This window comes from Phyllobacterium phragmitis (genome assembly GCF_002980495.1).
In the GTDB taxonomy this organism is placed as follows: domain Bacteria; phylum Pseudomonadota; class Alphaproteobacteria; order Rhizobiales; family Rhizobiaceae; genus Paramesorhizobium; species Paramesorhizobium phragmitis.
In genome coordinates this window covers 66,682-78,552 of record NZ_PVBR01000008.1, presented here as the reverse complement: position 1 = coordinate 78,552, position 11,871 = coordinate 66,682, and the positions used below count along the sequence as shown (strand labels likewise).

At 60.3% G+C, this 11,871-nt stretch carries 17 protein-coding genes; 3 read left to right on the top strand and 14 right to left on the bottom strand.

Annotated elements, in window-relative coordinates:
- Nucleotides 1–67 precede the first annotated feature (67 nt).
- The 7 genes from C5748_RS12675 to C5748_RS28580 form a co-directional block, all read right to left on the bottom strand.
- The gene (locus C5748_RS12675) at nucleotides 68–865 is read right to left on the bottom strand and encodes a class I SAM-dependent methyltransferase (protein ID WP_105742299.1); all 798 of its coding nucleotides are present in this window, start codon (nucleotides 863–865) and stop codon (nucleotides 68–70) included.
- Between the two features lie 215 nt (nucleotides 866–1,080).
- Complete coding sequence (locus C5748_RS29475; RefSeq protein ID WP_425350250.1) at nucleotides 1,081–1,590, bottom strand: DUF2285 domain-containing protein; 510 nt, start codon at nucleotides 1,588–1,590, stop codon at nucleotides 1,081–1,083.
- The gene (locus C5748_RS28870; protein WP_245429065.1) at nucleotides 1,544–1,867 is read right to left on the bottom strand and encodes a transcriptional regulator domain-containing protein; all 324 of its coding nucleotides are present in this window, start codon (nucleotides 1,865–1,867) and stop codon (nucleotides 1,544–1,546) included. Before C5748_RS28870 ends, C5748_RS29475 begins: the two co-directional genes overlap by 47 nt.
- A gap of 154 nt (nucleotides 1,868–2,021) precedes the next feature.
- On the bottom strand, nucleotides 2,022–2,285 hold the full coding sequence (locus C5748_RS12660) for a DNA -binding domain-containing protein (RefSeq protein WP_105742297.1): 264 nt from the start codon (nucleotides 2,283–2,285) through the stop codon (nucleotides 2,022–2,024).
- Between the two features lie 31 nt (nucleotides 2,286–2,316).
- A complete protein-coding gene (locus C5748_RS28195; protein ID WP_158259853.1) occupies nucleotides 2,317–2,457 on the bottom strand; it encodes a hypothetical protein in 141 nt (46 codons plus the stop codon).
- 40 nt (nucleotides 2,458–2,497) lie between these two features.
- Complete coding sequence (locus tag C5748_RS12655; RefSeq protein ID WP_105742296.1) at nucleotides 2,498–2,710, bottom strand: helix-turn-helix domain-containing protein; 213 nt, start codon at nucleotides 2,708–2,710, stop codon at nucleotides 2,498–2,500.
- A 197-nt stretch (nucleotides 2,711–2,907) separates the two neighbouring features.
- Nucleotides 2,908–3,075: a hypothetical protein gene (locus C5748_RS28580; RefSeq protein WP_199194784.1), complete on the bottom strand. Its 168-nt coding sequence runs from the start codon at nucleotides 3,073–3,075 to the stop codon at nucleotides 2,908–2,910.
- A gap of 422 nt (nucleotides 3,076–3,497) precedes the next feature.
- Between C5748_RS28580 and C5748_RS12650 the strand changes: the two genes are divergently transcribed.
- A complete protein-coding gene (locus C5748_RS12650; RefSeq protein ID WP_146119514.1) occupies nucleotides 3,498–3,932 on the top strand; it encodes a hypothetical protein in 435 nt (144 codons plus the stop codon).
- A gap of 72 nt (nucleotides 3,933–4,004) precedes the next feature.
- Here C5748_RS12650 and C5748_RS12645 read toward each other — a convergent pair whose 3' ends face one another.
- From C5748_RS12645 to C5748_RS12635, 3 genes are all read right to left on the bottom strand, one after another.
- The gene (locus C5748_RS12645; RefSeq protein WP_105742294.1) at nucleotides 4,005–4,409 is read right to left on the bottom strand and encodes a single-stranded DNA-binding protein; all 405 of its coding nucleotides are present in this window, start codon (nucleotides 4,407–4,409) and stop codon (nucleotides 4,005–4,007) included.
- A gap of 601 nt (nucleotides 4,410–5,010) precedes the next feature.
- A complete protein-coding gene (locus C5748_RS12640) occupies nucleotides 5,011–5,646 on the bottom strand; it encodes a class I SAM-dependent methyltransferase (protein ID WP_105742293.1) in 636 nt (211 codons plus the stop codon).
- Nucleotides 5,647–5,821: 175 nt separating this feature from the next.
- Nucleotides 5,822–6,307: a GNAT family N-acetyltransferase gene (locus C5748_RS12635; protein ID WP_105742292.1), complete on the bottom strand. Its 486-nt coding sequence runs from the start codon at nucleotides 6,305–6,307 to the stop codon at nucleotides 5,822–5,824.
- A gap of 61 nt (nucleotides 6,308–6,368) precedes the next feature.
- Between C5748_RS12635 and C5748_RS12630 the strand changes: the two genes are divergently transcribed.
- Nucleotides 6,369–7,283 carry an aminoglycoside phosphotransferase family protein gene (locus tag C5748_RS12630; protein ID WP_158259852.1) on the top strand — a complete coding sequence of 305 codons (915 nt, stop codon included), beginning with the start codon at nucleotides 6,369–6,371 and terminating at the stop codon, nucleotides 7,281–7,283.
- 78 nt (nucleotides 7,284–7,361) lie between these two features.
- Here C5748_RS12630 and C5748_RS12625 read toward each other — a convergent pair whose 3' ends face one another.
- Entirely contained in the window at nucleotides 7,362–8,138 is a 777-nt protein-coding gene (locus tag C5748_RS12625; RefSeq protein WP_146119513.1) for a hypothetical protein, read from the bottom strand.
- Nucleotides 8,139–8,311: 173 nt separating this feature from the next.
- Between C5748_RS12625 and C5748_RS12620 the strand changes: the two genes are divergently transcribed.
- On the top strand, nucleotides 8,312–8,743 hold the full coding sequence (locus C5748_RS12620) for a RidA family protein (protein WP_105742289.1): 432 nt from the start codon (nucleotides 8,312–8,314) through the stop codon (nucleotides 8,741–8,743).
- Between the two features lie 275 nt (nucleotides 8,744–9,018).
- On the opposite strand, the gene C5748_RS12615 is transcribed toward C5748_RS12620, so the two are convergent.
- From C5748_RS12615 to C5748_RS12605, 3 genes are all read right to left on the bottom strand, one after another.
- Nucleotides 9,019–9,978, bottom strand: a complete 960-nt coding sequence (locus C5748_RS12615) for a DUF2971 domain-containing protein (RefSeq protein ID WP_105742288.1) — start codon at nucleotides 9,976–9,978, stop codon at nucleotides 9,019–9,021.
- Nucleotides 9,979–10,283: 305 nt separating this feature from the next.
- Entirely contained in the window at nucleotides 10,284–10,700 is a 417-nt protein-coding gene (locus C5748_RS12610) for a hypothetical protein (RefSeq protein ID WP_105742287.1), read from the bottom strand.
- A gap of 29 nt (nucleotides 10,701–10,729) precedes the next feature.
- A complete protein-coding gene (locus C5748_RS12605) occupies nucleotides 10,730–11,659 on the bottom strand; it encodes a DUF2493 domain-containing protein (RefSeq protein WP_105742456.1) in 930 nt (309 codons plus the stop codon).
- Nucleotides 11,660–11,871: the final 212 nt, after the last annotated feature.

The following is an 11,871-nucleotide window of genomic DNA, read 5'->3' as shown; positions in this document are numbered from 1 at the left end:
CGGAAAAGGTCGATCCCGTCAGAGACATTCTGTGGAGCGATAGGCGTGCCCGATAGCGCCCTTCGGGTCAGGAATTGTCTTTGATCGCGAGAAACAGACCGGTCTCCTTCGGCACATCCAACGCTCCGCCGCCCTCCGCAAAGGCGGACTGGATCGCGTCCTTGAAGGCTATGAGCTGTCGGTCGTCGGCCTGGTCTCCCGGTGGGTAGGAGGTCAGGGCGAGGAATACGTCATCTGGACTGGTCACTCGCATATGGGCGGGATGAACATAGGATTTCACGTTCCCGAACCGCTCTTGAAGCAACCGCTCGGCATCCGAGAAACCAAACGCGGCGGCCGCCGGATCGTAAGGCGTTCCACCGAACGCGGTCGTCAGTTCGTAGAGCCGACGCATATTGTTGGCGCCGTTGGTCGTCACAGCAAGGAAGCCTCCCGGCTTCAGGACGCGATGCATCTCGGCGACCGCCACCGCCGGATCGGTGAGATGGTAGAGCATGTGCATCGCGATCGCGCCGTCGAAGCTCCCGTCCTCGAACGGCAGTGACGCCGCATCCGCTGTCTGACCGGCTACAGCGGCAAAAGGCAGGGAACCGCAGCGTTTCATTGCTTCTTCCACCATGCCCTGTGAGAGATCGGTTAAGGTAAGATCGAGGCCACCAGGCACGGCACCCGCGCCTTCCCAAAACCATGCAGGCCCGCATCCGACATCCACAATCCGGTCGCCAGTCTTCATGGGGAGATGGCTCGCCACCCAGGCGAACCAAGGATGCTCCGATATGGTGTATTCGGAGGCTAGGCGCGCTCTCGCCGCAAGCCTCTCGCTGGAACCATACTGTTCTGCATTTCCCGTGGTCAGTGACGTCACTTCGCTCTCCTCAATTCTTTGGCCCGCTTTTCTTCCTTACCGCCGCAAGCGGACAGACAGGAAACCACCAGACATAGCCGTTCGGCCGTCGCGAAACTCCCAAAACCCGAAAAACGTTTCTAGAACCACAAGCTGCAACACTGCGAGTCGCCAGAGACGCACGCCAGCCGGGTTGGCAGGACGTCCTGGGCGTCGAGAATAAGAGCCCACGCGGATCACCTGCGAGTTCGCAGCCAGCGTAGATAGCCGCCTTCGATGTGTCCGCGCGCAGCCTTGAGGATGCGGGCGAGCCGTCGGCGCTCCGGCGCGTTCTGCCATTCGATGGCGCGCAAGGTTTCTATCTTTCTGTTGAGCAGGACTGAGGCGATCATGCGGCGCGACGCGCCAGCCTCCATGCCGTCCCAGGCACGCAGCATGAGAGCTGCGCGATGGATCTGGAAGGCCGTGAGGCGCTGCGCGCGCGGCAAGATGCCGGGTCGCTTTCCCTCAAGCCTTCGTACGAAGCGGCCCGCATTGCGGTGACGCCAGAAGAAGTGCTCGTCGATAGGCAGAACGATGGCCGACTTGGTCGGCTCGTTACCATCGGGAAACCACAGCCGGTGATCGCCATCGTCGTCGGCGACGAGGGTGTGGAGACCATCCCTGGCAAGCCGGCCATCGGCGGGCAGTGTTTGCGGATCAGGGAGCGGTAAACCTCCGAAGCCGTCCGGAACAGCCCTGACAATGAGCGTGGCGGGGAAGTGGATGGCTTGCCAGATTGGGTGGGCGGAGACGGCAGAGACAGAAGGGTCCGCCGGGAAAGGACAGCCCCCAGCGACAGGACAGGCGCTCGATCTCCGCTGCCTCGTCCGTGCCGCCGGAGGCGATCCTTGCCAGCATCTCGGCATAGTCCTGCCGGTATTGGAGGTTGCGTCGAAGAAACTCGAAGGCGACACCGCCACGGTCAAGACGGCCCAGTTGTTCCTCGAATTGCGGTGATCGCCAGTCGTGCAGTGGTTCCATGTCTTCCTCCCCCGCCTCAACCGATGGCTTCAGGCTGATTCGAGTATTGGGGCGGGCTGAGGATCGTATAGACAGATAATCGGAATGCTGTTGTTTCGTCGGCTGAGCATTCTGGCGCCATGGATTCCGATGTGGAGCGGCTTTCGGCTACCGATCACTGCATGCGCGGTTTGAGAAGGTGGCGATAGCCCTTCTCGGACATCCAGCGGGCACGGGCGAGATGGCTGTCGTGAACGCGCTTCGCGCGTTCCGGATCGGCTGCGACGTCGAGGCCGAAGACGATTCCGGCGACTTCCCGCCAGTCGGCGCCTTCCTCATCCGCGTCCAGCAGACGCAGATAGGTGGCAAGGTGCGCCTCGTCATAGGCATTCACCCTGTCGGTCTGAGGCGGGCTCTCCTGGAAGTCGGGTTTATTCATCGGCCTGTCTTTACGTCCTCCGATGTGTTGCTCACAATACCTTATCGGTCATGAGCGCAACAAGTTTGGCGACAGCAAGCATCCGGCAATCGCGGAATGAGACCATGCCGCCATGACGAGAATTGGCGCTTTTTTTGCGGTGATCGGGTGTTTTCGGCGGCGCCATATCCACGAATATTGTGCTTTTCCCCATGCGTGGCGGGCGTGGCGCATCAGGCTTCGCTCCGAAAGAACTCCGCCGGATCGACGCCCAGAGCATCGGCAAGCTTCTCCAGCTTGTCGACCGAGATCGAATATTCCTCGCGTTCGACCATGCCGACATAATTGCGGTTGATCTGGGCACGATGGGCAAGCTCCTCCTGCGAGATGGATTTCTCCTGTCTCAGCCGGCGCAGATTGCGTGCGACTCTCTCCCGTAAGCTCATACGGGAGAAGTCGCCAGCTACCTAATATACTTCCACCCAATATACTAGGTAATCGGATATAGCCAGATCTGACAGAATAGTCTCTTGATATGCATTAACCGGCGGATTCGTTCCTCATTCGCGAACTGAGGCAGCCAGCGCCGCCGCCCGTCAACGCCGGCGGGAAAGTGTGCCCTGAGCGCACAGTTCCTTCGCGCTCAGGGCGCGAAGGGATCAATCTCGCTGACGATCTCATCCTCGTCGCCGTCGTATTCGGGCGCGGGCACCACCGAGTGCGTGCCGTCACCGGCGCGGAAGATGACGATGGAGATCATCAGGGTGTCGGCGAGGCTGAGGGCGAAGGCTTGCGCATCTGGGAAGGACATTGTTCCGGCTCCTGTTCTTTTGGCGGGGCGATTGCCCGCTCGACAGGCGCCGATGTGTTTCGGCCACGGCCGCGATCACCGCTGAGGTCACCTCAGCGGCGGCATGCTTCGCATAGTCCGACCCTTTCAGGGTTGATCGTGGAAGGCCGTGATTGAAACCAAGGTAAGCCTCCAAGAGCGGGTTCGCTTCCCGGCAACCGGAGCCGGACATGCCCTGGATGCGGTGCCCAAAGGTCTGTTCTGCAACCATCGTGTTATCGATCGACGCCTTTCGCGCCACCACGGCTTTGCGAAGAGCACGAACTGCGAACATGCAGGTGCGGACCAGAGCGCTGCCGTTTTGACGCCGCGATTGCGGGTTAGCCGGTGTCTCAGGCCAATGATAGGCGCGGCCAGCGCAACACCGTCTAGGAGGATCAGGATTGCAGTTCCTTCCCGCAGTGCCCGCTCTCGTCGTTGTAACTGTGCTCGCGGCGTCGGGGTGCGCGGTGGTGCTGGACGCGGAGCCTACGCCGCTCGCTGAGCCTAAGGTGGTAATGGAAGCCGATCCGCCGCCGCCTTTCACCTATTGGGCGCCCGAGAACTCCACGATCCGCAACCATCCCCGCGATCCGTTGACCTGGATTGCGGAGACCGAAGGCGGATCGCGCTTGTATTATTTCGGGGATCAGTGCCGCGCCTCGCAGTTCCAGCATTTCGTCGGCCAACCGGTCGACGCCCTCCCCGACAAGCCAGCCGGCGCTACATGGCGAATGGCATGTTCGACCTGCGCGGTGACGTCGGATCTCGGCCGCGAGCGGATGAACGTGTCCTACGACGAGGATTCACGGGCGATCACCAGCATCTCCTGCGGTTAGGCCCGAGCGGCAAGGTGCGAGCATGAACATAGAGCCCGGCAGCTTGCGCCGCCGGGCGTCGATTCGAACCGCTCAGAATGGTATCTCGTCATCGTAGTCGGGCTGGCTGCCGCTCTGGCTTTCCGCCTGCTTGGCCCGGCTGAGGAAGTCCACCGTCTCGGCGATGATCTCGCAGCCGTAGCGGTCATTGCCGTTCTGGTCGGTCCACTTGGTATAGTGGATGCGGCCGCGCACCAGCACCTTCATGCCCTTATTGCAGTGCTCCTGGACCGTCTTGCCGAGGCCGTTGAAGCAGGTGATACGGTGCCATTCGGTGTCCTGGACCCGGTAGCCGTTCTCGTCCCGAAGCACCTTGCCGTCGGCGTAGCGGGGCCGCGAGGTGGCCAGTGTGAAGCGGGTGATGCGGGTGCCGCCCTGGGTGGTGACGGTCTCGGGGTCCTGACCGATGTTGCCGGCGAGAATGACGATGTTCTGCATTTTTCTGTCTCCGTTGCTTCCGTCCGAGGGACCATCCCTCCGACGAGACCCGGCCAAGCCCGCCGGAGGCCGGTTGCAACCGAAGGCTCGCCGCCAAGTTCCGGTGTGGGGCGGGCAGTCGCTTCAGCGACAACACGGCCGGAATCTTGGTGGTTGCTGCCGGCAGCCGCTCGGGATTAGGGAATCAGTCAGTCGGAGGGGTTAGTCCTGCGATGGAGCTCTTCGGAGACGACAGCAGCCGCATCGTCCTTGCCGGCCCGGACACCGGGCAAGCTCCCGATGCTCTCAAACCAAGTGGCACCAGCCATATCCCGCGGCATCACCTGCTCATGCTTCCTGGCTGCAGACTTCGAGGAGCGGGACAGACCGGCTAACGGATTCAGGTTAGCGGCACCGCTTTGACATCAACGGCGCGGGGGAGACGATCACAGCTACGATAAACGGCGTGGACGTATGTCCGGGCTTCGCATTACCGCACCGAAGCAAGAAACCCACGAGGACGCTCAGTCCCGGGGACCGAGATCAGGGGAGATGTCGGTTTCCGCAGGAGAACCGGGGTAATGCGGAGAGGCTCAAGGCAACCTGATCGCAAGCCCTTGGATCACTTTCTTGCGACGAGAAACGGGCGCGCATCCTTGCCGCGCGTGGCATGACGCTCACGCTCGATGATCTCGAACCCCGCCGCCGCGATCTCACGCTCGAGCTCATTCCCATCGAGAACGCTCACATAGGGCGCTTTGCCGAAGAGCTGCATCACGGGAATGGCGACGCGCACGAACGGGTTCATTTCCTTGAGGCATGGCGTTTTGGAGATGAAAAGCCCGCCCGATTTCAGCAGCCGGTACACACCTTTCAGAGCTGCTTCCCGGGCGGCCATCAGATGCAGGACATTGAAGCCCAACGCGACGTCGAACGTGCCGTCCGACCACGGCGCCACATCCGGGGTGGCAATCTTGAACTCGACGTTGGAGCAGCCTTCCGCTTCGGCCTTCTCGCGGGCGATGGCGATCATCTCACCGGAAATGTCGGTTGCCACGATACGCTCGACGGTTCCTGCAAGCTTGAGCGCCGTGGTGCCCGTGCCGCAGCCGAATTCGAATACCGTATCGCTGCCTTTGAGATGCTGCCGCGTTCGCTCCAGCGTTCGCTCATAGCCGGCCGTGTCGGCGACCGGATCGGCGGCGTATTTGCGCGCAATTCGATCCCAGAAGCGTGCGTCGTTGGTGACGCGGAGCATGACAGCCTCCCTGTTTTGTGCTCCACCGTATGTGCCAGGATGTGAATTTGCATGACAACCGTCCGTCAGATTCACACGGCAACTGGAGCGCGCAGAAGAACGTGGAGTAAGACCCGGAAACACAGCAAGCAAGCTCAGCTCGCAGGAGCGTCGCAGTTTGGTGGAAAGCAGCCGATCATCCCGCTTCAGACGCGGGAATTGAATACACCATCATCGGCATCTTGAGGTCGTGTGAGAGATAGAAGGGTGTCTCGCCAATGTTGATGCAGCCGACCCGCTTGTAGAAGGCAGCAGCTTGCGGGTGTGAATAGATCAGGATTGCACTTCCACCCATTGCAGCCGACTTATCGGCCGCCTTGGAAAATAGCTGCATACCTATTCCTTGGCGTTGCGCAGACGGATGAACAAAGATGCGGTCCAGAAGGATGAGACCGCCAAGCCCAATGGGCCTCAGAGCCATAACGCCGAGTGGTTGGGAGTCCAACCTTTCAGCGACAAACGTCAGCCCGGATGCGATCAGCGCCAGATTCACCGAGAGTGCAGGCTCAAATCGCTCGATCGTTTCTTCGTTATAACCGTACGGAAGAGACGCATCCTTACAGAGCTTCGTGAGCTGAGGGGCCTCGTCGATCTGTGCTGGCCGAATCCTGGTTTCGTCCATGTATCGGTCTCCCGTCCTCCGTCATAGATGGGTCGGCACTGGGGAACGTGCAACGGCAGCTATGGGGGCGAAATCGGATCAGCAGCTTCGGGGTGGTTTGCGGAAGGTCAGCTTCTCGCGCATTTTAATGAACATGTCCCGACCGAACTTCCACGATGAGATTGCGGTGGTATCCACCATATGCAGGAACCTCGGACTGGGCGAGGTCACGCCTACTATTCTGAAGAAGGCACATCACACTACGCTCCTGATTTCTCCTCTCACGATTGTTGCGAGGGTCCAATCCTCCGAGCCGCTCGACGCGGCTCGGCAAAGGGCGATCAGGGAAGTAGCCGTCGCACGTCACCTGGCCTCCCGCAGCGCACCCGTCGTTGCGCCCCTGGTGGATCTGGCGGGACCGCACGTCATCGCGGATTCTGTCGTGACGCTTTGGCCTTATGTGAAGCACGAGCGGACGGCCGATGAGGCTGATGCGGCACTCGCCGCCACGACGCTCGCTTCGGTTCATGAAGCTCTGCTCGATTACGGCGGCGAACTGCCGCCGTACACGCTTGCACTGGACCGCTGTTGGGCTGTGCTTGTCGATGATGGAGCGTCTGCCGTGCTTAGCAGGCACGATAGAGATCTCCTGAAGACGCAATATCGCCGCCTTCGTCACGAAGTCGAGGAAGTGGCCAGCAATTGGGTTCCCCTCCACGGAGACGCTCATCTCGGCAATCTCCTGCTTGGCGAGCGAGGCCCTCTGTGGACGGATTTTGAGGACGCATGCCGCGGACCTCGCGAATATGACATCGCTGGCTTGCCGCTCGCCGCGTGGTCGCATTTCAGAGATATCGATCAAGCCCTCGTTAGGCGCTATGCTGACCTGAAGAGCGTGTGCGTGGCCGTCTGGTGTTGGGCGAATATTTCCCACAGCGCAGAGATTCGGGAAGCCGCTGAATACCATCTGCATCGAGTCCAGGAACTTGCTTTCTGAGCGACCGTGAAGAGCGCTGTTTCGGGGTCGGTTGCTGCCCGATAGAGGGGGCCTGGTTGCTTTCGTGCTTAGCCCCGCCTAGTCAGATGGATTGCTGATCTCTCTGTCATCAGCGGGGCGCTTAAACCCGTCGAAGCTCGACGCCGGCATTATGATCGTATGAATGCCATTGGTAATCCGTGCCTCTTGGACGCCAGACTCGGCATGAAACCGGACATGGAAATCGGCATCGGCCTCGCTCGGGGCAAGGATGCCGTCAATCTGGGGCTGATCCGGATGGAACACGTGACTGTGCAGCGCCACCAGCACCTCCCATCCATCCCGCTTGTCCTCAAGCGCTGGCTTTACGATGGGGTCCATCCGACCGATGCCGTCATGATTTATCGTATAGTAGTAGACTCGCAGGCGTTCGCCATCGGCGGAACGCAGAACGATGCTCGCGAACTCGCTTGGGGTCTCAAAGGTATCAAGGCGTCCATGCTGATGGCCGAACATCAGCATTTCGAGGCAAGCAGCGGGCCTGATCCAGTCGTCGGCATTCCGCACCACCATCCGGTTGTTTTCTGTTGGGCTGCGTTCCAGCAAGCGGACCGGATCCGTTTCAATCTTTCGTTTGGCCAGATCATCCCTGAAACGACGATAATGGCCGCTTTCGGGAGGCGTTTCCGACCAGAGAACCGGGCAGTTCGGGACTTCCCACACCTGCAGAAGCTTGCTGCCGACCTCATGAGGATCACCTTCTTCCATCAGCACGTGCGGTTCACTCTCAAACTCGCAGGCCGTATCCGCATGTGCAGGCACAGTAGCGAGGATCAGGCACAAGGCAGCGGTGGCGAGGGAAGAGCGTCTGAACAAGTGCGGCTCCAGCGGCTTACGGCGACTATGCCGGGTACTCTGCAAATGTGGCGGTCTCGGGCAATTCTCCACTAAGACCAAAGCGACAACTCTGCACCTGACGGGGCGGACTGGCTTCCGCTGTGGGGTGGCTTTCAGACTGTCTGCTTCTGAGGCAGATTGGGTAAAAGCGGATGATCCACCAACCAGGAGGAAGGCATATCATTCCAACCATTCAGTTCAGTTCACCGCAGGCGCTGCCGCCAACCGCAAATTACTCGCATTTAGCCGTCGTGCCCGAAGGAGCGCGGACCATATATATTTCCGGGCAGGTGCCTCTCGATGTGAATGGTGTGCTTATCGGCAAGGGCGACTTCGAAGCCCAGGCGGTCAAGGTTTTCGAGAACCTGGAGATTGCCCTCAAAGAGGTCGGGGCGGGTTTCGGTGACTTAGTAAAGATCGGACTGTATGTGACCGACATGGCCAACCTTGCCACCCTGCGGCGCGTACGAGATCAATTCATTCGAGTTCAAAGCCCGCCGACAAGCACGCTGGTGCAGGTGGCAGCCTTCTTCAGCCCTGATATTCTGTTTGAGATGGACGCCATTGCAGCAGTCGAAGATTAACTACACCAACTTGAGCAGCGGTCGGGTCGCAGTTCCAGGCGAAGGCTTTAAAAGGGTGGGGAGCGGTCGGCCTGCTTTGGGATATGGGATCGGGAAAGCGGACATACACTAGCCGTTGCCAGTTCCATCCCAGGGATGCCGCACGAGATAGTAAAATGGAGTAAGTAGCCGGGGCTATGCGCTGGCGTAAATAACACCGCGCCGGCTCAAGGACTCCCGCAGCCGGTGCATAGTCGCGCTCGTTCTCAACACTGGCGGTGATTTCAGTTCGATAATTAGGCTTCCACCCTGAGAGGAATATCCGAGGCTACGATGCGGGAAGCAGGGTTCATGATACCTTTCTTGCTCAGCGCCTCAGCCAACCCCGATCTTATCGTCTCTGTCCGGTTCGACGGTCCGATAACGATCTGGTGCAATAGGTCTTTGATCTCAATTCCGACTAGTCCCTGCTCGGGCGCATCCTTCAGCGGAATCTCAAATATCGTTTCGTCGCTGCCACGGACAGTCACTTCCTTTTTCCGAAGAAGGGACGGCAACTTAATCGACGACATGTGGATCACCCTCCATTCCTTCTCCTCCGAAAAGCCGGGGTGCTTCAAGCAAACTGCGCCGAAAAGGACAGCCATGATGACATGGCCTAGCAGCATCTGGGGATCGATGGTTCGCAGCATGTCGGCGTTCGCTTGGATGTTGCTCAGCATCTCGCGGAATTTCGCGTGGAACTCGCCGACGGTGCCGTAGAATACGGGGCTTGAATAGGCGTTGAGCGCATTCGATTCCAAACGGAACGCCTCTGTGTTCAGCACTAATGCTACGCCGTCTGGCTTGCAGCAGTATGCCCGCCACATGGATAGCCGCCCGAAATCTTCCTTGCCGGGTAGGTGCTCGGAAAAGCACGAGATGTACACACTAGTAGATATATTAGCCTTCATCATCTGCCAGAGCGGGACAATCTGAGCGCCGAGGCCAGAGTGAACAGCGTCCAGTGTATCAACCAGCGTCTGCCGGTCGGCCGTTTCAGAGATAAATGCGTCAACTGCCTGAATGCCGTAGCGCACTTCGCCGATGTCATTCATGTGGGACACGTCACGCATCCAGACGGCCTCACCCTCGATGATTTGGAGGGCGACCTCAAACGAGGTGTAGTGCGCCAACTTGATCTTTTTGGCATCCATGTTCTTGATGGCTTCGTCGAGGGTAGGCAGAAATATCGCGCGTAGCAGGTCTTTGTCCAAGGGCCGACTCCAGAAGACGGGACATATATTTAACTCATCCTTCTCGTTTCGTTCACCTGTTTACTGAGTTTTCCTCAGAACTACGCGGATCGCTCTCCAACGCAGGCCATGGTGCCAGCAAATCCAAGCCTTTCGAAGCAAACAAGTGCCCAAGCCAAAGTCTGACTTTGTCAAGTCCCAGCGGCTTACCGAATGGCAAAATTGGGGCGCCGTACCGCTACTACCGTGAGCAGAGGAATGGCTGCTTTCGGGATTTCACAATGCAATAGCGAATGACATACTGGGGTCGGTTGCCGTCATTTAGGCTAACCCCCCGAGGTACCGGCGGCGAATGCGTTGACGTTCAACATGGCGGCGATGCCGACGAACAATCCGCCTGCGCCGCACAGCGTCCGCAGCGCGATGACCGAATCGACGGCGTTGTGCGCCACGCCGTACACCAGCGCGTAGCCCGCGACGGCGGCGGGCGCGGCGAAGATCACGAGGATGACAATGCGCAGTCGGGAGTTTCCTGCGATGGTAAGCAGGGCAACGACCAGCGCGATCGACAGGAACGCGGCGCCGAGCGCGGCAAAACCGGACATCAGGAAGCCGGCATCCATCGCATGGACGTAACGGAACGCCGCCCGCCCGACCATGCACGGGAGAGCGTACATCGAGAAACGAAATGCGGTGATCGTCAGCGCGATCGTGAACGAGATGGCGAGAAGGATCAGCGTCATAGCCGGCTCCTGTGAAAAGAAGGCAGCGCTCACGCGCTGCCGGAGAACTTCATGACCGGGATGCCGAGCTTCTTCGCCTTGTCGGCGAGATTCTCCTGGATGCCAGTGCCGGGGAGGACGATGACCCCGACCGGCAGCGTCTCCAGCATGGCGTCGTTGCGCTTGAAGGGCGCGGCGCGGCCGTGCCTGTCCCAGTCGGGTTTGAAGGCGACCTGGCGAACCTTGCGAGCGTCGGCCCATTTGGCGGCGATCAGCTCGGCACCCCTGGGCGAGCCGCCGTGCAGCAGCACCATATCCGGGTGCTTCGTCAGAACCTTGTCGAGCATGTCCCAGACCAGCCGGTGATCGTTGAAGTCGAGCCCGCCGGTGAAGGCGACCCTGGGGCCGTCGGGCAGCATGACCTGCGCCTCGGCCCGGCGCTTCGCGGCCAGAAAATCCCGGCTGTCAATCATCGCCGAGGTCAGGTTGCGATGGTTGACCATAGAGCCGGAGCGTGGACGCCAGGCAGTGCCGGTGTGGTGTTCGTAGTGCTCGGCCGCCTGGTCGCGCATCAGTTCGAAGGCGTCGCGGCGCTCGATCAGCGTCTGGCCCTCGGCCGTCAGGCGCTCCAACTCCACGGCCTTGATTTCGGTGCCGTCCTGTTCCCGTTGAAGCTGGCGCTGCGCCTGCTCGTTGTCGTCCAGTTCGCGCTCGATCCGGCCGACCGCACGGTGGAAGAGATTGACCGTGCCCCAGAGCAGCTCATCAAGGTCGGGCTCGAGGCGGGTGTCGCCAAGGGTGGCGATGAGGGCGTCGAAGATGTCTGCGACGGCGCCGGCGACATGACCACCTTCGGGGAGCGGCCTCGGATCGGGCTCATCCTGGAAGGGACGCCAGCCATAGAGCTGAAGCTCGGTGAGCAGATGGTCGGTCGGGGAAGAGGCGTGATGCGGGTCGATACCGTCCTGTTCGTTTCTCATCAGCATGGTCTCCTTCGTCGGTCTGACCGCGACCCTCGCGGCCTTCGCAGGCGTCGAAAGCCCACGGGCGGTCCGGAACGGCAGCCCTCGCTCGCGAGGGCCTTGATGGCTAAGCCCGGCTATCTTGCTTCGCGATGCAAAGGCGGGCTTGCCCGCCGGCGGACGATAGCCGGAGCGCGGCCATTGCCGGGCCGAGCCGTTTGTGGGCCGAT